Below are 23,231 nucleotides of genomic sequence, written 5' to 3'. Positions count from 1 at the left end.
GGCCCGGGCCGGGGCACGACGGCCCGGGCCGAGACGCGTACGACGGTGCGGAGCGAAACGCGTACGGCCATCCGGGCCGAGGCACGACAGTCCGGACCGAGACGCGTACGACCATCCGGAGCGAAACGCGTACGACGGTCCGGGGCGGAGGCCGGTGCCGACAGGCGGTGGCGGGCACGGTCTTCCGGCGCCGCCCCGCCCGGGCCGTCGCGCCGCCCCGCCTGAGCGGCGCCGGGGCCCGGTGCGGCTAGGCTCGCGCCCGATACAGCACCGCACACAGCACAGCCGCGATCGGGAGAAAGCCACACCATGGCCAAGAAGCGCCCCCAGACGAAGGCCGGCAAGACCGGCCAGGCACAGGTCACGAGCGGGGAGATCCCGGTCGTCGGCGCGCGCGAGCCGTGCCCGTGCGGTTCGGGCCGCCGCTACAAGGCGTGTCACGGCCGGGCCGCCGCGCACGCCGTGACCGAGCTCGTCCAGCGCCCCTTCGAGGGTCTGCCCGGCGAGTGCGACTGGGTCGCGCTGCGCGAGCTGGTGCCGGCCGCCACCGTGCCGCTCACCCTGAAGGGCGGCCTGCCGGAGGGCGTCCCGTCGGTGACGCTCGCGACCGTGCTGCCGATGGCGTGGCCCGCGCTCCGCCGCGACGACGGCTCCGTCCTGCTCGCCCTGCAGAACGACTCCACCTCCGGCGACCTGGCCCGCGACCTCGCCGACACCCTGCAGCGCGCCCTGGAGGTGGAGCCGGGCACCCCGGTCCCCGCGCGCCGCGTGCCGGCCGAGGGCCCGCGCCTGCAGGAGCTGCTCGACGTGGACGCCCCGTTCGTCCCGGAGGTCCACTCGGGCTTCGAGTTCTGGATCCCGCAGTCCGCGGACGGCGCGGACCCGGAGGTCGCGGCCTCCCTGGAGCGGGCCAACGCGGCGGCGATCCCGACCGTGAAGCTGACGAGCGTGGACTCCGCGTACTGGTGCGAGGTTCCGGACAAGAACCACCTCCGCTGGGTCATGCCGCACCCGGAGGAGAAGCTCCTCGACGCGCTCGCCCGCCTCCAGGCCGGCGAGGGCACCTCGCTCGGCGCGGACACCCGGCTCGTCGGCTCCTTCCGGGCCCACGGTCTGATGGTGCCGGTGTGGGACCTGCCGTCCTCGATGACCGCCGAGGACTGCGAGAAGCCGGCGGCCGAGTTCGCCGAGCGGCTGGCCGCGGCGCTCGCCTCGGACGCCCCGCTGACGGCGGAGGAGCGCCGGGCGCGCGGCGGCCTCACGAACCGTCAGGTGACTCTCAGCTGATACCCCAGGTGGTATCGGTGACAGGCAGACCGACCGGTCGGTGACTTCCGCCACAAAGCGGGTCCTCGGACGGATAAATCCCTGTCCGAATAACCGAGATCGAATTTGCGAACAGCAGATCTCTTGTTACCGTTCTTGAAGCCCGGTCGCTGGTGCATCCCCCGTCGCCAGCGACCGGGCCTTTCCATGTCCGCTTCCGGCAGCGCCGGAGCGTCCGACGCTCAACTTCCCTCCCCGTCCGCCGTGTTGCTTCCCGCGCGGAGCAGCAGCGGAGTGGCGTCCCCCTCGCCCGCTCCCGCGAATTCCGCGACCGCCGTATAGGCCGTGACCGCGCCGCGAGCGCGCTCCCTCGGCGTTTCGCAGGTTCCCGGTTCGTCCTGCGCCGGGACGGGACAGCTCACGCGGACGGTCCGTCCGCCGGGTCCCATGAGGGTCAGAAACGCGTCGAACTGTCGGCCGGTGGCGTTCCGGTAGTACGTGCGCGCCCAGACCTCGCGTTCCTCGCCCAGGACGCAGGTCTGCGCCTCGGCCCCCTCCGGAGAGGCGAGTTCCGGCCCACAATGCGTGACGCGTTCGGGAGCCGTGGGAACCGGCGGGACCGCGGAGGCCGGAGCGGCCGGGGCGGGAGCGGCGGAGGCGGGGGTACGGGGCCCCAGGCCGAGCCCCCTGAGCAGCTCCCCGGGCTTCGCGTCCCCCTCGGCGCTCGCGCCGGCCGGCCGTGCGGGGTCTCCCGTGGGTCCGGCGGTCGCGACGAGGGGCAGCAGGACGGCGACCGTGACGGCGGTCCCGAGTCCGACCACACGGGGGTTCACCGGGCTCATGGGGCCCACCTGCTCCTGCTCGGACGGAGATCCGGAGATCTTGGACGGTGGGGTGAACATAGCGGCGGGATCCCGGCGCGTGGTCGGCCGCGCGCCCGGATCCCCTGCAAGTCGGACCGGGACGCACCCGTTCGGGTGAACGACCGCGCCCGCCCCGGCCCTCCTCCGCACGAAAGCCCCCGAGCGGCCTCCGTACGAAGGTCCCGAGCGGGCTCAGTACGCCAGCCTGCTCCCGCCGCCCGGCGTGCTCGTGCTCGCCTCGACCAGGGCGTCGACCACCGCCTCCACGTCGGGCAGCCACGGCCGGGCCGAGCCGGCGAGCGGCGCCCGCTCCCAGCGGACCTGTCCGGTCCCCGCGACCGAGGGCGGGAGCAGCAGGTAGCCGCCCTCGCCGTGGAACCGCAGCGAGCTGGGCACGCTGTCCTTCGCGTACAGCAGCTCGCCCAGTCGTTCGAGGCCGTACGGGGCGACGAGGATCGACCACCGGGTCGGGGTCGCCACGACGGGTCCGAGCCGCATGCCCGTCGCGTCGAGCGCGGCGAGGGCCCGTGCCCCCGCCACCGCCGGGAGGCTGACCGCGCAGGGCGCGGCGCCGCCGGTGGCGAGGACCACCGGGGCGTCCGGGCGCCGGGTCCACCACCAGCGGACCATGCGCTCGTCCGTGGTGGCCGCGAGCAGCCCGGGGTCGTAGGGGTGCGCGCCGGGCACCACGCAGTCCGGGTCGGGGCAGGAGCAGGCCGCCCCCGTGGCCGTACGGGTCGTCGCTCTCAGGCTCGCGCCCGGCAGGACGGGCCAGTTCCACTCGACCGCGAAGGTGACCGCGGCGTCGAGCCGGCCGGTCCTCTCCCTGCGCCGGAACCGGAGCCTGCGTCGCCTTCCGAGGATCTCGCGCATGAGCGCTCGTTCCTTTCCGTTGAACGCCGAATCCACATCACACCATGTGCAGAACTCTTCACCGTGCGTATCAGCGCGTGCCGGGTCGGCGGGGTGTCCGCCCCCTGAGGAGCGGGGCGGACCGGGCCGGTGCCGGGCGGATCCCGGGGGGTCCGGGTGGAGCCAGGTCAGAGCCGGAGCGGGTCAGAACACGTTCCCCGCCACTCGGTGGCGGGTTGCGGCCTGCGGCGGGGAAGACGCCGGGGTGCCGTGTCACGTTCCGGGGCGGTGTCAACTGCCCCTGCCTGTCACCGATTACGTACCCAGCATGCTGGGAATGACGCGCTTTCAAACGACGCCAGTCGACCGCAAAAGGTGCACACCGGGGGTAATTTTCGGCCAACTTCTCGCGTACTTCAACCCTTGCGCACGACCTCACGGACACCACAAGTCCCGTGGGGACAATGCTGGACATCGTTCCTCTTGTGCGTGTACATGTGGATGCATCGAGCGGCTCTGATTGACATGGGGGTTTGCGATGCTATGGCGTCAAACGCACCGGTCGGAAAGCCGACTGCCATGAGCGCCCCACACATGCCGAAAGTGGCCGGAATCGATTCCACAGCTCCCGGGCCCCCGCACACTGCGCCGCCCCTCCCCGGGGTGCCGCCCGCGGCGAGCCCCGCCGACGCGGCCCTCCCGCCCGGCGTCCTGATCCAGGACCGGCTGGCCTCCTGGGTCTCCGACCTCACCACCCTCCACGAACTCACCGAGCGCCTCGTGAAGACCGCCGCCCTCGACGAGGCCCTCCGCGAGATGCTCGGCGCCGGCGCCGCCCTCGTCGGCGCCCGCCGCGGGATGGCCGTCCTCGAACCGGCCGACGGCCGCGGCCCCGCCAGCACCATCGGCCTCGGCCTCGCCCACGCCGACCTCGGCACCATCGAGACCGTCCCGCGCGGCGCCACCAGCTACGGCCGCCTCCTCGACGGCCTCCCCGACCCCGGGCACCCCGGGCGCGTCCCCGACCCGATCGCCATCCGCGACGTCCGCACGGAGGAGGGCCTCGACCCGCGCCACCGCGAGGTCGCCGCCCGCCTCGGCTACGCCGCCAGCTACGCCCTGCCCCTCGCCACCGAGGAGGCCGGCCGGCTCGGCGCGGTCGTCTGGCTCTACGACGAGCCCGCCGAGCCCACCGACCGGCAGCGCCACCTCATCGGGCTCTACGGCCGCTTCGCCACCGAGCACCTCGCCCGGCTCCTCCAGGTCGAGCGCGCCCGCGTCCAGGTCGCCACCGTCGCCGAGGAGCTGCTCCCCAGCCGTCTCCCGCGCGTCCCCGGCGTCCAGCTCGCCGCCCGCCACCGCACCGGCCCGCTGGGCGGCGGCGACTGGTACGACGCGCTGCCGCTGCCCGACGGCGCCCTCGGCCTGGCCGTCGGCTCCGTCTCCGGCACCGGGCCCAGCGCGCTGGCCGCCATGGGCCGGCTGCGCGCCTCCCTCCGGGCGTACGCCGTGATGGAGGGCGAGGACCCCGTCGCCGTCCTCTCCGACCTGGAGCTGCTGCTCCGGATCACCGAACCCGCCCGCTCGGCGACCGCCCTCTTCGCCTACGCCGAGCCCGCGCCGCGCCGGATCGTGCTCGCCGGCGCCGGTCACGCCCCGCCGCTGGTCCTCGGCGAGCGCCGCACCGAGTTCGTCGAGACCTCGCTGTCGGCCCCGCTCGGGATGCTCTCCTGCTGGGAGGCGCCGAGCGTGGAGCTGTCCCTCGCCCCCGGAGAAACGGTGCTTCTCTACACGGACGGGCTGCTGCGGCGCACCGGCGACGCCATGGACCGGGCCTTCGCGCGACTCCACGCGGCCGCCGCGAGCGTGCCGAGGGCGGACCGGGGCGACCCGGGCGCCGTCGCCGACCACGTCCTGCGGGTCCTGCTCCCCGAGGGCCTGGACCCGGCCGTGGACGGCGAGGACGTGGTCCTGCTCGCGGCACGCTTCGAGTGACCGGAATGTGACGCTCCGGTAATGGGTCTTCCGGCCCTGGGCCCCCTTCCGTACGACCGTACGATGGTGGGGGTTCAGTGTCGTACCAAGAGGAGGCAGACCCGTGGCCGAGGAGCTCACCCCGGAGACCCCGGAAGAGACCGAGACCGAAGAGCAGCCGATCAAGCAGCGCAAGAACGGGCTGTACGGGGGCGTGTCCGACGAGCTCGCCGAGAACATGCGGTCCGGCTGGGCCGACACCGAGCTGCACGACCTCGCGCCGATCGCGCAGGCCGACAAGACCGCCGCGCGCCGCGCCGCGCTCTCCGCCCGCTTCCCGGGCGAGCGCCTGGTGATCCCCGCCGGGAACCTGAAGACCCGGTCGAACGACACCGAGTACGCCTTCCGCGCCTCCACCGAGTACGCGTACCTCACCGGCGACCAGACGCAGGACGGCGTCCTCGTCCTGGAGCCCACCGCCGACGGCCACGGGGCCACGATCTACCTGCTGCCGCGCTCGAACCGCGAGAACGGCGAGTTCTGGCTCGACGGCCAGGGCGAGCTGTGGGTCGGCCGCCGCCACTCCCTCGCCGAGGCCGAGCAGCTCCTCGGCATCCCGGCCAAGGACGTCCGCGAGCTCGCCGACGCCCTCAGGGAGGCCACCGGCCCCGTCCGCGCCGTCCGCGGCCACGACGCCGGCATCGAGGCCGCGCTGGCCGACAAGGTCACCGCCGAGCGCGACGAAGAGCTGCGCGTGTACCTCTCCGAGGCCCGCCTCATCAAGGACTCCTTCGAGATCGCCGAGCTGGAGAAGGCCTGCGCCTCCACCGCCCGCGGCTTCGAGGACGTCGTCAAGGTCCTCGACAAGGCCGAGGCCACCAGCGAGCGCTACATCGAGGGCACGTTCTTCCTGCGCGCCCGCGTCGAGGGCAACGACATCGGCTACGGCTCCATCTGCGCCGCCGGTCCGCACGCCACCACCCTGCACTGGGTCCGCAACGACGGCGACGTCCGCTCCGGCGACCTGCTGCTGCTCGACGCCGGCGTGGAGACCGACGAGCTCTACACCGCCGACATCACCCGCACCCTGCCGATCAACGGCCGGTACACCGAGCTCCAGCGCAAGATCTACGACGCCGTGTACGAGGCGCAGGAGGCCGGCATCGCCGCGGTGAAGCCCGGAGCCGCCTACCGCGACTTCCACGACGCCGCCCAGCGCGTCCTCGCCGAGAAGCTCGTCGAGTGGGGCCTCGTCGAGGGCCCGGTCGACCGCGTCCTGGAGCTCGGCCTCCAGCGCCGCTGGACCCTGCACGGCACCGGCCACATGCTCGGCATGGACGTCCACGACTGCGCCGCCGCGCGCACCGAGATGTACGTGGACACCACGCTGGAGCCGGGCATGTGCCTGACCGTCGAGCCCGGTCTGTACTTCCAGGCCGACGACCTGACCGTGCCGGAGGAGTACCGCGGCATCGGCGTCCGGATCGAGGACGACATCCTCGTCACGGAGGACGGCAACCGGAACCTCTCGGACGCGCTGCCGCGCCGCGCCGACGAGGTCGAGGCGTGGATGGCCGCGCTGAAGGGCTGATTTCCGCGTACGTTGGAACCGAAGGGCCCCCGCCGACCGACCGGCGGGGGCCCTTCCCCGTGCACACCGGATCTCACGCCATGAGGAACACGCCGGATCTCACGCCATGAGGAGCGACGGGCTGTCCCGCCACTTCAGGATCTTGTCGAAACTGACCACGGCGCCGCCCCGGCCCGAGCGGTTGCCGAACTGCACGTGATCGGCCAGCTCCTCGATCAGGCGCATCCCCCGGCCGTGCTCGGCCTCGTCCGACGGCACGGCCGGCGCCGAGGCGCCGGGGAAGCCCGGCCCCGAGTCCGCCACCTCGATGCGGCACGTCTCGCCGTCCAGGTACGCCGTCACCCGGTACGCCCCGCCCCGCTCCCGTGCGCCGGCTCCGCCGCCGTGCTCGACGGCGTTGGCACACGCCTCGGTCAGCGCGACCGACAACTCGTACGACACGTCGGGATCGACACCCGCCGTCTCCATCGTGCCCAGCAGAAGCCTTCGCGCGAGCGGCACGCTCGCGGCCTCGCGCCGCAGATGGAGTGACCACCAGATGCTCATGCTCCAGCCTCCCGGCAGCGGCTCGACATACCGATACGTATTGCCGGAGCGGACGCTCCGTAAGCACCCCGGGGCCTCAAGAGCGCTCGTTCGGCGGATGCACCGGGCGGGGACGCCGGTGTATGTCACCTCCGCGCGTCGCCCCGACGACCGGGCCTCCGGGCACGGCGGTCGGCGTATCTCGTCGCGAAGGCGCCCAAGAACGACCTTCCGGACCTGCCTCATGGCGGTGGCGCGCGTGGTGCGATGATGGGGCCGCCATGACTGCCCCCGCGCTCGCTCCACGGCTGCTGAGGGCCGCGGTGTTCACCGCGGTCTGCGTCGTGCTGTCCGCGCTGGGACACGCGCTCGCCGCCTGCGCGGGCATCGCCCTGTGGACCCTCGTCGCCGGATTCCTCGGCGTCTTCGGGGTCACCGTCCTCTTCACCGGCCGCGCGCGTTCGCTCGGCTTCGTCGTCGGCGCCCTCGCCGGCGGGCAGCTCGGCCTGCACGTCCTCTTCGGGCTCGGCCAGCGGCAGCTCGCCCTGAGCGAGCAGGCCGACGACGCCCTCGTCCGGATGGCCGCCCGGCTGGTCTGCGGGGCGGGCGCCGCCTCCCTCAGCCCCGCCGACGCCACCCGGATCATCACCGACGCCGGGCTCGACCCGGCCGACGCGCACGCCCACATGGGGCACCTCGCCGCCGGTGCGGCCGCGCCCGCCGGCGAGCTGCTGCCCGGCCTGCCCATGCTCCTCGGCCACCTCCTGGCCGCCCTGGCCGCGGGCTGGCTGCTGCGCCGCGGCGACCACGCCCTCGGCCGGCTCGTGGAGCTCTCCGAGCAGGGCGCGACGGAGCTCGCCGAGTGCGCCCTCGTGCGCTCCCTGCGGGCCGCGCTCCGTCTCGTACGGGCCCTGCTCGCCGGGCTGCCGTCGGCACCGCGCACCGGGCCGCGGCGGACCCTCCGGGCCCCCTCCGACTCCTCGCCGCCGCCGGTGGCCGAGGCCCTTCAGCACACGGTGATCAGGCGCGGCCCCCCGGCCGCCGACTGCGTCCTCGCAGCCTGACGCGGACCGCTCACCGCTCGACGGGAGTGGGCCGCGTTCGTCCGCACGCCCGGGCGGGACCCCTGTCCCCCGGCGCACCGGACCCACCCACCACCGTGAACCCTTCGAGCTGGAGTGTCTTCCACCATGAGCGTTTCCCGTGTCTCCGCCACCCGCGCCGCCCTCGCCGGCGGCATCGCCCTCTCCTCCGTGGTGCTGCTGTCCGGCACCGCCTTCGCGCACGTCAGCGTGCAGCCGCAGGGCGAGGCGGCCAAGGGCGGCTACGCGACCGTCAACATCAAGGTCCCGAACGAGCGCGACAACGCCTCCACCGTGAAGCTGGAGGTCAACTTCCCGCTCGACCACCCGCTGGCCTCCGTCATGCCGCAGCCCGTCCCCGGTTGGAAGGCCGAGGTCACCAAGAGCAAGCTCGCCAAGCCGCTGGAGCTGCACGGCAAGAAGATCAACGAGGCCGTCTCCAAGGTCACCTGGACCGCCGACGGCTCGAAGATCGGCCCCGGCCAGTTCCAGCAGTTCCCGCTCTCCCTCGGCCGGCTGCCGGAGGACACCGACCAGCTGGTCCTCAAGGCGATCCAGACGTACGACAACAAGGAGGTCGTGCGCTGGATCGAGGAGCAGAAGGAGGGCGCGGAGGAGCCGCAGAACCCGGCCCCCGTCCTGAAGCTCTCCGCCGCCTCCGAGGACCACCACGGCGGCGCCGCGCCGTCCGCCTCCGCCGGCACGGACGAGAAGGCCGGTCACGACGACGAGACGGCCGACCACGAGGAGACCGCCTCGGCCTCTTCCGCCACCGACACCACGGCCCGTGTCCTCGGTGTCGTCGGCATCCTCGTGGGTGTCGCCGGCGTCGCCTTCGGCGTCCTCGCCGGCCGCCGCCGCTCGGCCTGACGGCCACACCCCCACCCGACATCCGGAAGAAACACCATGTCTGAAGAGAAGACGCCCGGGGCGGCCACGTCCCGCCCCGGGCGGCGCATGCCGCTGGTCATCTCGGCCGTCGCGATCGTCGCCGCGGTCGGCCTCACCGTCGCCGTCGGCCTCGGCGACGACGACAAGCCCTCGGGCGCCGGCTCGGCGGTCGCCGAGATCTCCGGCGGCTCCGACCCCACCAGGGCCGCCACCGTCCTCGACCGGCCGTTCACCAAGCCCGCGCTCGTCCTCACCGACACCAAGGGCCGGAAGTACGACCTGCGGGAGCGGACCAAGGGCAAGCCGACGCTCGTCTACTTCGGCTACACGCACTGCCCCGACGTCTGCCCCCTGACGATGAGCAACATCGCCATCGCCAAGAAGAAGCTCCCCAAGGCCGACCAGGACAAGCTCCAGGTCGTCTTCGTCACCACCGACCCCGAGCGGGACACCTCCGCCGAACTCGCCAAGTGGCTGCCCGCCGCCGGCGACCCCTCCTTCACCGGCCTCACCGGCGACTTCTCCGCCATCCAGGCGGGGGCCCGGCAGATCGGCATCGGCATCGACCCGCCGAAGAAGGAGAAGGACGGCTCGGTCGTCTCCATGCACGGAGCCCAGGTGATCGCCTTCTCGCCCACCACCGACCAGGGCTACGTCCTGTACGGCGAGGACGCGACCGTCGACGACTACGCCAAGGACCTGCCGAAGCTCATCAAGGGGGAGAACCCGTGACCCGCCGCACCACCGCCCTGTCCGCCGCCGTGGCGCTCGCCGCCGCGCTCGCGCTGACCGGGTGCTCGTCCTCCGACAGCAAGCCCGACCTGGAGGTCAGCGGCGCGTTCATGCCCCAGCCGGTGATGGACATGGCCGGCGGCTTCCTCACGATCAAGAACGACGGCGACACGGCGGACAAGCTGACCTCCGTCACCAGCCCCCTCTCGGACGACGTCACGATCCACGAGACGAAGAACCAGAAGATGCGGCAGGTGCAGTCCTTCGACATCCCCGCGAACGGCGAGCTGAAGCTCGAACGCGGCGGCAGCCACATCATGTTCATGGAGCTGAAGTCGAAGCCCAAGCAGGGCGACAAGGTCAGCATCGAGCTCCACTTCGAGAAGTCCGACCCCATCAAGGTCGACCTTCCCGTCGAAGCGCCCAACCACAACCCGCAGCAGCACTGAGCTCGTTGACGGAGTGACACAGAGATGACAACCACCGCCCCGCGCCTCGGCACCGCCCTGGCCCGGCTGCTGATCCTCGCGGCCGCGCTGCTCGGCACGCTGCTCGCCGGCGCCGCCCCCGCCTCCGCGCACGCGGCGCTCACCGGCAGCGACCCGAAGGACGGGGCGGTGGTCGCCACCGCCCCCGAGGAGGTCAACCTGACCTTCTCCGAACAGGTCGCCATGAGCGCCGACTCCATCCGGGTCCTCGACCCGGCGGGCCGACGGGCCGACACCGGCGAGATACGCGATCTGTGCAGCGGCTCCGTCGTCCGGTACGGGGTGGGGCTCCGCGCCGGACTGCCCGACGGCACGTACACCGTGGCCTGGCAGGCCGTCTCGGCCGACAGCCACCCCGTCGCCGGTGCCTTCACCTTCTCCGTCGGAGCCCCCTCCACGACCTCCGTCGCCCTGTCCGACCAGGCGCCCGGCGGCGGCCTCGTCGGTGCCCTCTACGGCATCGCCCGCTACCTCGCGTACGCCGGATTCGCCGTCCTCGTCGGCGGCGGCGCCTTCGTCCTGGCCTGCTGGCCGCGCGGCGCGGGCGTCCGCCCCGTCCAGCAGACCGTGGTCCGGGGCTGGCTGGCCCTCACCGGCGCCACCCTGGCGATGCTGCTCCTGCGCCACCCGTACACCGGCTCCGGGAAGCTCGCCGACGCCTTCGACCTGGCAGGCCTGAAGGCCGTCCTGGAGACGAAGACCGGCGCGGCGCTCACCTCCCGGCTGCTGCTGCTCGGCGCGGCCGCGCTGTTCGTGGCCGTCCTCTTCGGCGCCTATGCCCGCCGCACCGACCCGAAGGAGAAGAAGGACCTCTCCTTCGGACTCGCCCTCGGCGGCACCGTCGTCGCCGCCGGCATCGCCGGGACCTGGGCCCTGGCCGAGCACGCCTCGACCGGTGTCCAGCCGGGCGTCGCCGTGCCCGTCGACATCCTGCACCTCCTCGCCGTCGCCGCCTGGCTCGGCGGCCTCACCGTGCTCCTCGTCGCCCTCTACCGGGCGCCGTCCGTCGAGCGCTCCGCCGTCGAGCGCTTCTCCCGGGTGGCCCTCGGCTCCGTGGCCGTCCTCGCGGCCACCGGCCTCTACCAGTCCTGGCGCCAGGTCGGCTCCTGGTCCGCGCTGACCGGGACCCGGTACGGCCAGCTGCTCCTGGTCAAGATCGGCCTCATGGCGGTCCTCGTCGGCATCGCCTGGATCTCCCGCCGCTGGACCCGCCGCCTGGCCGAACCGGCACCGGGGGGAGCGGACGGGCTGCCGGGCGGGGACGAGGCCCTGGGCGCGCGCCCGGCGGCCGAGGAGCCGGTCGGCGGATCCGAGGCCACGGAGCCGGAGGACGGGGCCGAGGGCGACGGGCCCGAGACCGACGGGGCCGAGGGCTCGGGCGGAGCCGTCGGACCGGTCGACCCCGTGCGGGCCGCGCAGCTCGCCCGGCAGCGGGCCGCCGTCGCCACCGCCCGGCGGAAGCGGGAGCGGGACGCCGACCCCGAGCGGGCCGGTCTGCGCCGCTCGGTGCTGACCGAGGCCGCCGTCGCGGTCGTCCTCCTCGCCGTGACCACCGTCCTCACCTCGACCGAGCCCGGCCGCACCGAGGAGGAGGCCGGACGGTCCACCACCGCCTCCGGCCCGGCCGCCGTGCCCGACCGGCCCGTCGACATCCGGCTGCCCTTCGACACCGGCGGCGTCGACGGCAAGGGCGTCGTCCGTCTCAGCCTCGACCCCGGCCGCACCGGCGCCAACGCGCTCCACATCTTCGTCGAGCGCCCCAACGGCAAGCCGCTGGACGTCCCCGAGATCAAGGTCGCCCTCACCCTGGAGGCGAAGGGCGTGGGCCCGCTGCCCGTCGCCCCCGACCGGATCCAGACCGGACACTGGAGCGCGAGCGGCGTCCAGATCCCGATGCCGGGCGACTGGAGGATCCAGGTGACCGTCCGTACCTCCGAGATCGACCAGACCACCATCGACAAGAACGTGAAGATCGGCTGAGCCTCGTGACCGACAGCGACAACCTCGATCTCTCCCGGCGGCGCCTGCTCGGCGCCGTCGGCGCGGCGGGCGCGGCCGGCCTCGTCGCCGGTGCGGCCGGTGGAGCCGGGATCTCCGCGGCCCTGTCCGACGACACCGCCGGGGCCGGCGGCGCCCCGGCCCTGACCACCGTCGGCTCGACCGCGGTGATGTTCCACGGGAAACATCAGGCGGGCATCACCACCCCCCTCCAGTCCCGTGGCCATCTGGTCGCCTTCGACCTCGCTCCGGGGGCCGGCCGCAAGGAGGCCGCCGCCCTGCTGCGGCGCTGGTCGGCCACGGCGAAGACGCTGATGGCGGGCAAGGCCCCGGCCGAGGACACCGGGGTGGCGCTCGACGCGGGCCCCTCCTCCCTCACGGTCACCTTCGGCTTCGGCCGGACCTTCTTCGACCGCACCGGGCTCGTCCCGCGCCGCCCCGTCGAACTGGATCCGCTGCCCGCGTTCTCCTCCGACGCCCTGGACCCCCGGCGGTCCGAGGGCGATCTGTGGGTGCAGATCGGCGCCGACGACGCGCTCGTCGCCTTCCACGCGCTGCGCGCCGTCCAGAAGGAGGCGGGGGACGCGGCCCGGGTGCGCTGGCAGATGAACGGCTTCAACCGCTCGGCCGGCGCCACCGCGAAGCCGATGACCGCCCGCAACCTGATGGGGCAGGTCGACGGCACGGGCAATCCGAAGCCCACCGATCCGGACTTCGACCGGCGGGTCTTCGTCCCGGCCGGGTCGGGCGGCGCACCGGAGTGGATGGCGGGCGGCTCGTACGCGGTGGTGCGCCGGATCCGGATGCTGCTCGACGACTGGGAGAAGCTGCCGCTGGACCGGCAGGAGAAGGTGATCGGGCGCCGGAAGTCCGACGGGGCCCCGCTCACCGGCGGCTCCGAGACCACCGAGCTCGATCTGCACAAGCTCGGGCCGGACGGGAAGCTCGTCATCCCCGACAACGCCCACTCCCGGATCTCCGCCCCCGAACAGAACGGCGGGGCGGCGATGCTGCGCAGGCCGTTCTCCTTCCACGACGGGATCGGTCCGGACGGAACGCCGGACGCGGGACTCCTCTTCGTCTGCTGGCAGGCGGACCCGCTCAGGGGCTTCGTCCCGGTGCAGCGCAAGCTCGACCGGGGCGACGCGCTGTCCGCGTTCATCCGCCACGAGGCGAGCGGACTCTTCGCGGTCCCGGGCAGCCCCGCCGAGGGCGAGTACGTGGGCCAGCGCCTCCTGGAGGCCTGACCGTCCCGACCGGAGAGGCGCCCCGCCGGTGCGGCGGCCCTCTCCGGCGGCGACCATTAGGGTGACGTCATGTCCGCCACCCGGTACACCTATCTCGGCCCCGAAGGCACCTTCACTGAGGCGGCGCTGCGCACGCTGCCCGAGGCCGCGACGCGGGAGCTCGTCCCCATGGTCTCGGTCCCGGCCGCCCTCGACGCCGTGCGGAACGGGGAGGCCGCCGCCGCGCTCGTCCCGATCGAGAACTCGGTCGAGGGCGGGGTGACCGCGACCCTGGACGAGCTGGCCTCGGGCGAGCCGCTGATGATCTACCGCGAGGTGCTCCTTCCGATCGCCTTCGCGCTGCTCGTCCGGCCCGGGACCAGGCTCTCGGAGATCAAGACGGTCACGGGCCATCCGGTGGCCCAGCCGCAGGTCCGGAACTGGCTGCGGGCCCATCTGCCCGAGGCGGTGTGGGAGTCGGCGGCCTCCAACGCGGACGGCGCCCGGCTGGTGCAGGAGGGCCGGTTCGACGCCGCCTTCGCGGGGGAGTTCGCGGCGGCGACGTACGGCCTCGAAGCGCTGGTCACGGAGATCCACGACGCGGAGAACGCCGAGACGCGGTTCGTGCTCGTGGGCCGGCCGGCCCGGCCGGCTGCTCCGACGGGGGCGGACAAGACCTCGGTGGTGCTGTGGCTGGGTGACGATCATCCGGGTGCCCTCCTCGAGCTGCTCCAGGAGTTCGCGGTGCGCGGGGTGAACCTGATGCTGATCCAGTCCCGGCCCACGGGAGCGGGGATCGGGAACTACTGCTTCGCCGTGGACGCCGAGGGCCACATCTCGGACCGGCGGGTGGGCGAGGCGCTGATGGGCCTCAAGCGGATCTGCCCCAAGGTGCGGTTCCTCGGCTCGTACCCCCGGGCGGGCGTGTCGGTGGAGGACGTGTCGGCGCTGCGGCGCGGGACTTCGGACGTGGAGTTCATGGAGGCCTCCGACTGGCTGACGAGGGCCCAGGACGGTCGGGCCTGATCCGAGGGTGGACGAACTCCCGCGCCGGTGTGAGCGGTCGTCCACAGGTACGAACCACTAGTCCTACCTGCATACTTTTCAGTTACCCACAGAGGTTATCCACAGGTCCCCTGTCAGACCTGGGGACAAGTCGACACCCCGCCGAGACAAGGTCGACAAATCGCCCCACCCACCCTCCGCCCATTCGTGCGCCATCCACAGCGCTCGCACGGCGTTCTCGTCAGCAGCCCTCTGTAGACCCACCCGTTGGGGCGACCAATTCCCACCCAAATGAGCGTGTGAAGGGTGTTTGATCACGGAATTCCCAGGCACGATGAGGGAAATCCCTGGGGTCTTCTCCGTAGTCCACAGATTTTCCGCACAGCCTGTGGATAACTGAATGGAACAGCCCCGCCGACGACATTTCCACGGGTCCCCATGGGGACGAATCAACACGCGCCCCCTTATCCGGTGGGGGCACGCGAACGCGCACCGGTAGCCTGGTGGGGTGATTGACCTTCGCCTGCTCCGTGAGGACCCCGACCGTGTTCGCGCCTCCCAGCGCGCCCGTGGAGAGGACGTCGCGCTCGTCGACGCCCTGCTCTCCGCCGATGAGCGGCGCAGGTCGTCCGGCGTCCGCTTCGACGAGCTCCGATCCGAGCAGAAGGCGCTCGGGAAGCTGATCCCCAAGGCCGGCCCCGAGGAGCGCGCCGAGCTCCTGCAGAGGGCCGAGCAGCTCAAGACCGACGTCAAGGCCGCGGAGGCCGAGCAGAACGAGGCCGACGAGGCGGCCAAGCAGCTTCTGCTCCAGCTCGGGAACATCGTCCACGCGGACGTCCCGGTCGGCGGCGAGGAGGACTTCGTCGTCCTGGAGACGCACGGCACCATCCGCGACTTCGCGGCCGAGGGCTTCGAGCCCAAGGACCACCTGGAGCTGGGCGAGGCGCTCGGCGCCATCGACGTCGAGCGGGGCGCCAAGGTCTCCGGCTCGCGCTTCTACTACCTGACCGGCGTCGGCGCCCTCCTGGAGCTCGCCCTGGTCAACGCGGCGATCGCCCAGGCCACCGAGGCCGGCTTCATCCCCATGCTGACCCCCGCGCTGGTCCGTCCGCGCGCCATGGAGGGCACCGGCTTCCTCGGCCAGGCCGCGGAGAACGTGTACCACCTGGAGAAGGACGACTACTACCTCGTCGGCACGTCCGAGGTGCCCCTCGCCGCGTACCACATGGACGAGATCATCGAGGCCGACAAGCTGCCGCTGCGGTACGCGGGCTTCTCGCCCTGCTTCCGCCGCGAGGCCGGCACGTACGGCAAGGACACCCGGGGCATCTTCCGCGTCCACCAGTTCGACAAGGTCGAGATGTTCTCGTACGTCGCCCCGGAGGACGCCGAGGCCGAGCACAAGCGGCTCCTGGAGTGGGAGAAGCAGTGGCTGACCTCGCTGGAGCTGCCGTTCCAGGTCATCGACGTCGCCACCGGTGACCTCGGCGCCTCCGCCTCCCGGAAGTTCGACTGCGAGGCGTGGATCCCGACGCAGGGCAAGTACCGCGAGCTGACCTCCGCCTCGAACTGCGACAGCTTCCAGGCCCGCCGCCTCTCCGTCCGTCTGCGCGACGACAAGGACGGCAAGAAGGTCGTGCAGCCGCTGGCCACCCTGAACGGCACGCTGTGCGCCGTACCGCGCACGATCGTGGCGATCCTCGAGAACCACCAGCTGGCCGACGGTTCCGTGCGGGTGCCCGAGGTGCTCCGTCCGTACCTCGGCGGCCGTGAGGTCCTGGAGCCGATCGCCAAGTGAGTCCCTTCCCCTACCGCCTGGTCGCGACGGACCTCGACGGCACGCTGCTGCGGTCCGACGAGTCCGTCTCGGACCGCACGCGGGACGCCCTGGCCGCCGTGACGGCGGCGGGTGCCGCGCACATCGTGGTCACCGGCCGGGCGGTGCCCTGGACCCGGCACATCCTGGACGACCTCGGCTACCGGGGGATCGCGGTGTGCGGGCAGGGCGCGCAGGTCTACCACGCCGGTGAGCACCGGCTGCTGACCTCGCTGACCCTGGACCGGCAGCTCGCGGGGCTCGCGCTCTCCAAGATCGAGGCGGAGGTGGGCCCGCTGGCGCTGGCCGCCAGCCGCGACGGCCTGGAGGGCGAGGTCCTGATGGGTCCCGGCTACCGGGCCCACGAGGGACCGCTGCCGTACGTGCCGTACGAGGACCCGGCGGAGCTGTGGGCGGCGCCGCTGACCAAGCTGTACATCCAGCATCCGACGCTGTCCGACGACGAGCTCACCCGGGCCGCCCGGGAGACGGTCGGCGGGCTCGTCGACGTCGTCATGGCGGGCCCGGGCATCGTGGAGATCCTCCCGCTCGGCCTCAGCAAGGCGACCGGTCTGTCGCTCGCGGCGCGCCGGCTCGGGGTGAAGGCCGCGGAGACGATCGCCTTCGGCGACATGCCGAACGACATCCCGATGTTCGGCTGGGCGGCGCACGGCGTGGCCATGGGCAACGCGCACGAGGAGCTGCGGGCGGTGGCGGACGAGGTGACGGCCTCGAACGAGGAGGACGGCATCGCGCTCGTCCTGGAGCGCCTGCTGGCGTCCTGACCCGGCGACACCCGGACGAAGGCCCGCCCCCCTCGGGGGCGGGCCTTCGTGGGTCGCGGCCCGCGCGGACCGGGGTCCGCGCGCTCGAAGCGGCCGCACCCGGGGAATCCCCCGTGTCCCCCGCGTGCAACTAGTGTGCGTCGGGAGGCCGTTCGAAGGCGACCGGTTTTCCACCGGTCGGCGCTCCGCGGGTCAGCGGGTGGCAGGCCAGACCGATCGCCAGCGAGATCGCGTGACCGAGGTCGGTGTACGTACGGTCGGTGGCGAGCGGCACGAGGAAGAACGCGACCACCGCGGCGAGGTAGAACAGGCGCCAGGGGTACGGCAGCCGGTAGGTCAGGATCCCGGCCGAGGCGGCGAGGCCGTAGCTGACCCCGATGTCGACGACGTGCGCCATGCTGCGCGGCACGTCGTGGAGCTGGATGGCCGCCAGGACCACCTGCTGGCTGACGAGCGTGGCCGCGATGTGGGCGGTGGCGACGGTGAGCAGCCACTTCGGGGTGCCGAGCCAGCGTTCCACGGGGGCGTGGAAGACCTCGAAGAGCACCGCGTACAGCAGGAGGTCCGCCGGGTTCTCGATCCAGAACGCGCTGCCCAGCAGGGCCCGCATCGGGTGGTGCGCGAGCTGGTGGAGATTGCTGCTGTTGCGGTGGAGGAGATAGGTCTCCAGCCCGGCGGGGGAGAGCGCGATGACGAGGCTGGTGATCGCGATGACCGCCAGCCACACATGCGTACCGGGTGACGAACGCACCCACGACCTGATCGGTCGGGACGGTTCGCCACCCGGGGAGGTTTCGCTCGGCACCTTTCAGTGCCTATCACCCGAACCTGGGAGAAACCTCAGAAATTGATCATGTGTCCGGCAATGCCGTGGATCGCTTCCTTCACGGCCTCGCCCAGCGTCGGGTGCGCGTGCACGTTCCGGGCGACCTCGTGGACCGTGAGGTCCCACTGCTGGGCCAGCGTCAGCTCGGGCAGCAGCTCGGTGACGTCCGGGCCGATCAGGTGGGCGCCGATGATCTCGCCGTACTTCGCGTCGGCGACGATCTTGACGAAGCCGGTCGAGTCGCCGAGGCCGTGCGCCTTGCCGTTCGCCATGAAGGGGAACTTGGCGACCTTGACGTCGTAGCCCTTCTCCCGCGCCTGGGCCTCGGTGTAGCCGAAGCTGGCGATCTGCGGCTGGCAGTAGGTGGCGCGCGGGATCATGACGTAGTCGAGTTCCATCGTCTCGGCGTCCGCGATGGTCTCGGCGGCGATGATGCCCATGGCCTCGGCGGTGTGCGCGAGCATCAGCTTGGCGGTGACGTCGCCGATGGCGTAGATGTTCGGCACGGAGGTGCGGCAGCGGCCGTCGACGTCGATGGCACCGCGCTCGGTGAGGGCGACGCCGGTGTTCTCCAGGCCGTAGCCGGAGACGTTCGGGGCGAAGCCGATGGCCTGGAGGACCTTGTCGGCCTCCAGGACCTTCTGGGCGCCGTCCTTGCCGGTGACCGTGACGCGGACCTGCGGGCCGGACTCGTCGATGGCCTCGACGCGGGTGGAGGTGAGGACGTCGATGCCGAGCTTGCGGTACTGCTTCGCGAGCTCCTTGGAGACCTCCTCGTCCTCCAGCGGGGCCATCCGGTCGAGGAACTCGACGATGGTGACCTTGGTGCCGTAGTTGTTCAGCACGTACGCGAACTCGATGCCGATCGCGCCGGCGCCGGCGATGACGATCGACCGGGGGGCGTCCTCGGCCAGGATCTGCTGCTCGTACGAGACGACACGGTCGCTGAGCGAGGTGCCGGGCAGCAGGCGCGGGGTGGCGCCGGTGGCGATGATGCAGTTGTCGAAGGCGATCGTCTGCGTGGTGCCGTCGGACTTCGCCACCTGGAGGGTGTTCGCGTCGAGGAAGGTGCCCCGGCCGTCGAACTCGGTGATGCCGTTCTTCTTCATCAGGAAGTGGACGCCCTTGACGCGGCCGTCCGCGACCGTGCGGCTGCGGCGGAACGCCTCGCCGTAGTCGAAGGAGACGGTGCCGTCGACCTTGATGCCGAAGGTCTTCGCCTCGTGGTTGAAGATGTGGGCGAGCTCGGCGTTGCGCAGCAGCGCCTTGGTGGGGATGCAGCCGACGTTCAGGCAGACACCGCCCCAGTACTTCTCCTCGACGACCGCGACCCGCTTGCCCAGCTGGGCGGCGCGGATGGCGGCGACGTAGCCGCCGGGGCCAGCTCCGAGTACGACGACGTCGAAGCGGTCTGACATGACTGACTCCCGAGGGTGGTGAGGGTGTTCGGCACACGTACGAGCCCACAGTAGTCCGGTCGCTGCGGCCTGACCGGGGAGGCGAGGGAGCTCACTTGTAGGATGACTGGGCAACCGGGCGAATGGAGGATTTCGATGGCTCTCAGGGCGGCGGGGCGGACCTCGCTGGTGGACTCCGTGGTGGAACAGCTGCGCACACAGCTCAGCGACGGGGAGTGGGCGGTCGGCGACCGCATCCCGACCGAGCACGAGCTCGCGCAGCAGCTCGGCGTCGGCCGCAACACCGTCCGCGAGGCGGTCCGGGTCCTCGTCCACGCGGGCCTCCTGGAGTCCCGCCAGGGCAACGGCACCTTCGTCAGGTCGACCGCCGACCCGTCCGCCGTGCTGCGCGGCGTCCGGCACGCGGGCGCGGCCGACGTCCTCGAACTCCGGGTCGCCCTGGAGGCCGAGGCCGCCCGGCTCGCCGCCGCCCGGCGCGACACCCACGACCTGCTGCGGCTGCGGGCCGCCCTGACCGGTCTGCGCGAGGAGGGCGACCGGGACGCGGACGCGGACCTCGCCTTCCACCTCGCCGTCGTCGGCGCGACCCACAACGCGGCCTTCGTCGAGGTGTACCGCTTCTTCTCCGCGCAGGTGCACGAGGTCCTGGTGGAGGCCCTCGGCGACCGGGAGATGCCCCCGGTCGACATCGACGCCCACGAGGCCCTGGTGGCGGCCGTCGAGGCCGGCGACCCGGATGCGGCGGAGCGGCAGGCCCGCGAACTGCTGCGGGTCCCGATGGAGACGGTCGCGGCACTGACGGAGGGGGACCGGTGAGCTCCGGGACGCGCACGGGTGCGGGAACCGGTCCGGGGTCCGGGACGCGCACGGGTACGGGAACCGGTCCGGGGTCCGGGACGCGCACGGGTACGGGAACCGGTCCGGGGTCCGGGACGCGCACGGAAGCGGAGGTCCGCGGGCTCGTCGACGCCGAGGCCGGGGTCCGGCCGTCGGCCGGGGGAGCGGCGGCCCGGCACGCCCTGCTCGCGCACCCGGCGCTGCTCCTGGTCGGCATCGTGCTGGCCTCGCTCAACATGCGGGTGGCGCTGGCGAGCGTGGCGCCGCTGGTCGGAGAGATGTCCGCCGCCTTCGGGCTCTCGTCGACCGCGAGCTCGCTCGTGACCTCCGTCCCGGTGCTCTTCCTCGGCCTGGGCGCCCTGGTGGCGCCGTGGCTCGGCCGCCGGTTCGGCGCCGAACGCGTGCTGTTCGCGGCGCTCCTGCTGCTCGGCCTCGGCATCCTCGCGCGCGTCCTGCCGTCCGTGTACGCGCTGTACGGCGGCGGGATCCTCGTCGGCACCGCGATCGCCCTGCTCAACGTGCTGATGCCGGGCCTGATCAAGCGTGACTTCCCGGGCCGGGCCGCCTCGATGACCTCGGTCTACACGGGCGCGATGATCGCCGGTGCCACCGTCGCCGCGGCGGCCGCGGTCCCGCTGGAGAAGGCACTGGGCGGCGGCTGGGAGGCCTCCCTGGGCTTCTGGTCGCTGCTCGCCGCGGTCGCGGCCCTCGCCTGGCTCCCGCAGGTGCTGATCGCCCGGGGTCGTACGGGGCACGAGGTACGGGCCGTCCCGGCCGGCGGCGCCCGCCCGGTGAGCGTCTGGCGCTCGGCGCTCGCCTGGCAGGTCACCCTCTTCATGGGGCTGCAGTCGCTGTGGTCGTACGTGCTGATCGCCTGGATGCCGACGATCTTCACCGACCACGGGATGAGCCGCTCCACGGCCGGCGTGATCTTCGCCTTCAACAACCTGATCCAGGTCGCCGGCGCCTTCGTGGTGCCGCTGCTGGCCGGCCGGATGCGCAGCCAGCGCCCGCTGGTCGTGCTGGTCACGACGCTGGTCGCGGCCGGTTACGCCGGACTGATGGTGGCGCCCGTGGAGGGTGCCTGGCTCTGGTCGGCGGTCCTCGGCGTCGGTCAGGGCGGCGCCGTCGGCCTCGCCCTGACCCTGATCGTGCTGCGCTCCGGGGACGCGGTGACCGCGGCCGGGCTGTCGGGCATGGCCCAGACGGTCGGCTATCTGCTGGCCGCCGCCGGGCCGCTGGCGGCCGGCGCCCTCCACCAGGCCACCGGCTCCTGGACCCTGCCGATCTGTCTGGTCCTCGGCGTCTGCGCGGCAGCCCTCGCCGTCGGGCTGCCGGCCGCCCGGGACCGTACGGTCTGACGCCCCGCCCGGGACCGTACGGTCCGAGGTCCGGCCCGGGCCCTCTACTCCTCTCCGGCCAGCTTGAGCGTGCGCAGCTTGTGGCCGGCGAACCAGGTGGCCCCGAGGGTGACGGCGACCAGCAGCACCGTCGCCGTCGGCAGGGCCACGTCCGACGTGACCAGGCTGCCCTCGCCGGTGACCTTCTCGGCCAGGGCGAGCGCCCACTGCTGGACGCTGAGGGTGCGGGCGCCGGAGATCAGGGACCCGAAGAGCGCCTCCCAGACCAGGGCGTAGACCAGCCCGATCACCACGGCGTGCCGGCTGACCGTGCCGAGGAGCAGGAAGAGCGCGCTGTAGGCGATGGAGGCGACCAGCGCGGCGACCGTGTAGGCGACGGCGACCTGCTGCCCGTTCCCGTTCAGGACGAAGCCGGCGATCAGCGTCGGCACGGCCGAGAAGACCATGGTGACGGCGATGGCCACGATCAGCTTGGTGGTGATGATCGTCGACCGCTTCACCGGCTTGGAGAGCAGGTAGACGATGGAGCCGTCGTCGATCTCCGGACCGATCGCTCCGGTGCCGGCGATGACGCCGATCAGCGGGACCATCGTGGCGAGCGCGAAGCCGCCGAGGAGATCGGACGCGACCTGGTCGTCCGCGCCGTTGAGCACGCGGACGGCCGCGGCGATGACCAGGAGCAGGGCGGGCAGGAGGAAGAGGATCGCCGCCCGGCGGCGGCCGAGGAGGGCCCGGTAGGTGAGCCGGGCGACGGTGGGGTCGTACATCGGGGTCGTACTCCTTTCAGGCCGCGACGAGATACGAGAAGACGGATTCGAGGGACTCGTCGGAGGGCGAGACCGTCAGCAGCCGGATGCCCCGCTCCCGCGCGACCTTCGGCAGCAGCTCGGTGAACCGTCCGAAGTCGACGGCCTGGATCCGCAGTCCGCCGTCCACCGCGTCGACCTCGATGCCGGCCGTGGACGGGTCGGCGATCAGCGCGGCGGCGAGCGCCCGGTCGTCGCTGGAACGGACGAGGTAGCGGTGCGGCCGGTCCGTCATCAGCCGGCGGATCCTGCGGAAGTCGCCGGAGGCCGCGTGCCGTCCGGCCACGATCACCTCGATGTGGGAGGCGAGCTGCTCGACCTCCTCCAGGATGTGCGAGGAGAACAGGACCGTGCGGCCTTCCGCGCCCATCCGCCGCAGCAGGTCCATCAACTGCATGCGCTGGCGCGGGTCCATGCCGTTGAACGGCTCGTCGAGCAGCAGCACGGACGGCTCGTGGACGAGGGCCGAGGCCATCTTCACGCGCTGCCGCATGCCCTTGCTGTACGTGGCGATCTTCCGGTCCTGCGCGTACTCCATCTCGACGGTCGCCAGGGCGCGCTGGGCCTCCGCCGCGCCGAGGCCCTGGAGCTCCGCGTTGGCCACGACGAACTCGCGGCCGGTGAGGAAGTCGTACATCGCCTCCCGCTCGGGGACGACGCCGATGGAGCGGTAGACCGACTCGTTGCGCCAGACCGGTTCGCCGTCGAGGGTCACGCTGCCGGTGGACGGGTCGAGGAAGCCGCCCATCATGTTGATGAGGGTGGACTTCCCGGCGCCGTTGGGGCCGAGGAGGCCGGTGACGCCGGGGCCGATCGACATCGTGATGTCGTTGACCGCCACCACGTTCCCGAACCAGCGCGAGACGTGGTCGATGGTGAGGGTGCTCAT

Annotated in this window: 21 protein-coding genes; 14 read left to right on the top strand and 7 right to left on the bottom strand. The window is 72.7% G+C overall.

Going from position 1 to position 23,231, the window contains the following annotated elements; translation table 11 throughout:
* The first annotated feature begins 309 nt into the window (after nt 1-309).
* Nucleotides 310-1,287 carry a DUF5926 family protein gene (locus ACFYUZ_RS07275; protein ID WP_389306896.1) on the top strand — a complete coding sequence of 326 codons (978 nt, stop codon included), beginning with the start codon at nt 310-312 and terminating at the stop codon, nt 1,285-1,287.
* A 221-nt stretch (nt 1,288-1,508) separates the two neighbouring features.
* On the opposite strand, the gene ACFYUZ_RS07270 is transcribed toward ACFYUZ_RS07275, so the two are convergent.
* Both ACFYUZ_RS07270 and ACFYUZ_RS07265 read right to left on the bottom strand, forming a co-directional pair.
* Entirely contained in the window at nt 1,509-2,108 is a 600-nt protein-coding gene (locus ACFYUZ_RS07270) for a hypothetical protein (protein WP_389306895.1), read from the bottom strand.
* A 213-nt stretch (nt 2,109-2,321) separates the two neighbouring features.
* A complete protein-coding gene (locus ACFYUZ_RS07265; protein WP_389306894.1) occupies nt 2,322-3,002 on the bottom strand; it encodes a bifunctional DNA primase/polymerase in 681 nt (226 codons plus the stop codon).
* Between the two features lie 558 nt (nt 3,003-3,560).
* Between ACFYUZ_RS07265 and ACFYUZ_RS07260 the strand changes: the two genes are divergently transcribed.
* Entirely contained in the window at nt 3,561-4,976 is a 1,416-nt protein-coding gene (locus ACFYUZ_RS07260; RefSeq protein ID WP_389306893.1) for a PP2C family protein-serine/threonine phosphatase, read from the top strand.
* A gap of 103 nt (nt 4,977-5,079) precedes the next feature.
* Nucleotides 5,080-6,546 carry an aminopeptidase P family protein gene (locus tag ACFYUZ_RS07255; protein ID WP_389306891.1) on the top strand — a complete coding sequence of 489 codons (1,467 nt, stop codon included), beginning with the start codon at nt 5,080-5,082 and terminating at the stop codon, nt 6,544-6,546.
* 99 nt (nt 6,547-6,645) lie between these two features.
* On the opposite strand, the gene ACFYUZ_RS07250 is transcribed toward ACFYUZ_RS07255, so the two are convergent.
* Nucleotides 6,646-7,092 (bottom strand): ATP-binding protein, encoded by a 447-nt coding sequence (locus tag ACFYUZ_RS07250; RefSeq protein ID WP_389306890.1) that lies wholly within the window; start codon nt 7,090-7,092, stop codon nt 6,646-6,648.
* Between the two features lie 260 nt (nt 7,093-7,352).
* Between ACFYUZ_RS07250 and ACFYUZ_RS07245 the strand changes: the two genes are divergently transcribed.
* The 9 genes from ACFYUZ_RS07245 to ACFYUZ_RS07205 all read left to right on the top strand — a co-directional run bounded on the left by ACFYUZ_RS07245 (nt 7,353) and on the right by ACFYUZ_RS07205 (nt 17,094).
* Nucleotides 7,353-8,135: a hypothetical protein gene (locus ACFYUZ_RS07245; protein WP_389306888.1), complete on the top strand. Its 783-nt coding sequence runs from the start codon at nt 7,353-7,355 to the stop codon at nt 8,133-8,135.
* 126 nt (nt 8,136-8,261) lie between these two features.
* Nucleotides 8,262-9,023, top strand: coding sequence for a YcnI family protein (locus ACFYUZ_RS07240; RefSeq protein WP_389306886.1), 762 nt, complete (start codon nt 8,262-8,264; stop codon nt 9,021-9,023).
* 87 nt (nt 9,024-9,110) lie between these two features.
* Nucleotides 9,111-9,776, top strand: coding sequence for an SCO family protein (locus ACFYUZ_RS07235; RefSeq protein ID WP_389307030.1), 666 nt, complete (start codon nt 9,111-9,113; stop codon nt 9,774-9,776).
* Complete coding sequence (locus ACFYUZ_RS07230; protein ID WP_389306884.1) at nt 9,773-10,225, top strand: copper chaperone PCu(A)C; 453 nt, start codon at nt 9,773-9,775, stop codon at nt 10,223-10,225. Before ACFYUZ_RS07235 ends, ACFYUZ_RS07230 begins: the two co-directional genes overlap by 4 nt.
* 24 nt (nt 10,226-10,249) lie before the next feature.
* Nucleotides 10,250-12,244, top strand: coding sequence for a copper resistance CopC/CopD family protein (locus ACFYUZ_RS07225; RefSeq protein ID WP_389306883.1), 1,995 nt, complete (start codon nt 10,250-10,252; stop codon nt 12,242-12,244).
* 5 nt (nt 12,245-12,249) lie between these two features.
* The gene (gene efeB / locus ACFYUZ_RS07220) at nt 12,250-13,509 is read left to right on the top strand and encodes an iron uptake transporter deferrochelatase/peroxidase subunit (protein WP_389306882.1); all 1,260 of its coding nucleotides are present in this window, start codon (nt 12,250-12,252) and stop codon (nt 13,507-13,509) included.
* Nucleotides 13,510-13,578: 69 nt separating this feature from the next.
* Nucleotides 13,579-14,514: a prephenate dehydratase gene (gene pheA, locus ACFYUZ_RS07215; protein ID WP_389306880.1), complete on the top strand. Its 936-nt coding sequence runs from the start codon at nt 13,579-13,581 to the stop codon at nt 14,512-14,514.
* A gap of 487 nt (nt 14,515-15,001) precedes the next feature.
* Nucleotides 15,002-16,291, top strand: coding sequence for a serine--tRNA ligase (serS, locus tag ACFYUZ_RS07210; RefSeq protein WP_389306878.1), 1,290 nt, complete (start codon nt 15,002-15,004; stop codon nt 16,289-16,291).
* On the top strand, nt 16,288-17,094 hold the full coding sequence (locus ACFYUZ_RS07205) for an HAD family hydrolase (protein ID WP_389306876.1): 807 nt from the start codon (nt 16,288-16,290) through the stop codon (nt 17,092-17,094). Before serS ends, ACFYUZ_RS07205 begins: the two co-directional genes overlap by 4 nt.
* 130 nt (nt 17,095-17,224) lie before the next feature.
* On the opposite strand, the gene ACFYUZ_RS07200 is transcribed toward ACFYUZ_RS07205, so the two are convergent.
* Complete coding sequence (locus tag ACFYUZ_RS07200) at nt 17,225-17,845, bottom strand: rhomboid-like protein (protein WP_389306875.1); 621 nt, start codon at nt 17,843-17,845, stop codon at nt 17,225-17,227.
* 89 nt (nt 17,846-17,934) lie between these two features.
* Nucleotides 17,935-19,338 carry a dihydrolipoyl dehydrogenase gene (lpdA, locus tag ACFYUZ_RS07195; RefSeq protein ID WP_389306873.1) on the bottom strand — a complete coding sequence of 468 codons (1,404 nt, stop codon included), beginning with the start codon at nt 19,336-19,338 and terminating at the stop codon, nt 17,935-17,937.
* A gap of 135 nt (nt 19,339-19,473) precedes the next feature.
* Between lpdA and ACFYUZ_RS07190 the strand changes: the two genes are divergently transcribed.
* Together ACFYUZ_RS07190 and ACFYUZ_RS07185 are read left to right on the top strand one after the other, a co-directional pair.
* A complete protein-coding gene (locus ACFYUZ_RS07190) occupies nt 19,474-20,154 on the top strand; it encodes a FadR/GntR family transcriptional regulator (protein ID WP_389306872.1) in 681 nt (226 codons plus the stop codon).
* 203 nt (nt 20,155-20,357) lie between these two features.
* Nucleotides 20,358-21,536 carry a CynX/NimT family MFS transporter gene (locus ACFYUZ_RS07185; protein ID WP_389307029.1) on the top strand — a complete coding sequence of 393 codons (1,179 nt, stop codon included), beginning with the start codon at nt 20,358-20,360 and terminating at the stop codon, nt 21,534-21,536.
* 44 nt (nt 21,537-21,580) lie between these two features.
* Here the strand turns inward: ACFYUZ_RS07185 and ACFYUZ_RS07180 are convergent, their stop codons facing one another.
* Both ACFYUZ_RS07180 and ACFYUZ_RS07175 read right to left on the bottom strand, forming a co-directional pair.
* Entirely contained in the window at nt 21,581-22,303 is a 723-nt protein-coding gene (locus ACFYUZ_RS07180; RefSeq protein WP_389306871.1) for an ABC transporter permease, read from the bottom strand.
* 16 nt (nt 22,304-22,319) lie between these two features.
* Nucleotides 22,320-23,231 (bottom strand): ABC transporter ATP-binding protein, encoded by a 912-nt coding sequence (locus ACFYUZ_RS07175; protein WP_389306870.1) that lies wholly within the window; start codon nt 23,229-23,231, stop codon nt 22,320-22,322.

Origin of the sequence: Streptomyces sp. NPDC004266, assembly GCF_042874095.1 — a bacterium.
Classification (GTDB): domain Bacteria; phylum Actinomycetota; class Actinomycetes; order Streptomycetales; family Streptomycetaceae; genus Streptomyces.
Note: the sequence above shows the minus strand (reverse complement) of the source record. Positions and strands in the feature narration are given on the sequence as shown.

What these genes read in the sequence shown, in the direction of transcription:
- ACFYUZ_RS07180 (WP_389306871.1), bottom strand. Translation starts at nt 22,303, where the DNA reads ATGTACGACCCCACCGTCGCCCGGCTCACCTACCGGGCCCTCCTCGGC.
- ACFYUZ_RS07270 (WP_389306895.1), bottom strand. Translation starts at nt 2,108, where the DNA reads ATGAGCCCGGTGAACCCCCGTGTGGTCGGACTCGGGACCGCCGTCACG.
- ACFYUZ_RS07190 (WP_389306872.1), top strand. Translation starts at nt 19,474, where the DNA reads ATGGCTCTCAGGGCGGCGGGGCGGACCTCGCTGGTGGACTCCGTGGTG.
- ACFYUZ_RS07260 (WP_389306893.1), top strand. Translation starts at nt 3,561, where the DNA reads ATGAGCGCCCCACACATGCCGAAAGTGGCCGGAATCGATTCCACAGCT.
- pheA (WP_389306880.1), top strand. Translation starts at nt 13,579, where the DNA reads ATGTCCGCCACCCGGTACACCTATCTCGGCCCCGAAGGCACCTTCACT.
- ACFYUZ_RS07240 (WP_389306886.1), top strand. Translation starts at nt 8,262, where the DNA reads ATGAGCGTTTCCCGTGTCTCCGCCACCCGCGCCGCCCTCGCCGGCGGC.
- ACFYUZ_RS07175 (WP_389306870.1), bottom strand. Translation starts at nt 23,231, where the DNA reads ATGAGCACCCTCACCATCGACCACGTCTCGCGCTGGTTCGGGAACGTG.
- ACFYUZ_RS07250 (WP_389306890.1), bottom strand. Translation starts at nt 7,092, where the DNA reads ATGAGCATCTGGTGGTCACTCCATCTGCGGCGCGAGGCCGCGAGCGTG.
- ACFYUZ_RS07245 (WP_389306888.1), top strand. Translation starts at nt 7,353, where the DNA reads ATGACTGCCCCCGCGCTCGCTCCACGGCTGCTGAGGGCCGCGGTGTTC.
- ACFYUZ_RS07275 (WP_389306896.1), top strand. Translation starts at nt 310, where the DNA reads ATGGCCAAGAAGCGCCCCCAGACGAAGGCCGGCAAGACCGGCCAGGCA.
- ACFYUZ_RS07265 (WP_389306894.1), bottom strand. Translation starts at nt 3,002, where the DNA reads ATGCGCGAGATCCTCGGAAGGCGACGCAGGCTCCGGTTCCGGCGCAGG.
- ACFYUZ_RS07235 (WP_389307030.1), top strand. Translation starts at nt 9,111, where the DNA reads ATGCCGCTGGTCATCTCGGCCGTCGCGATCGTCGCCGCGGTCGGCCTC.
- lpdA (WP_389306873.1), bottom strand. Translation starts at nt 19,338, where the DNA reads ATGTCAGACCGCTTCGACGTCGTCGTACTCGGAGCTGGCCCCGGCGGC.
- ACFYUZ_RS07225 (WP_389306883.1), top strand. Translation starts at nt 10,250, where the DNA reads ATGACAACCACCGCCCCGCGCCTCGGCACCGCCCTGGCCCGGCTGCTG.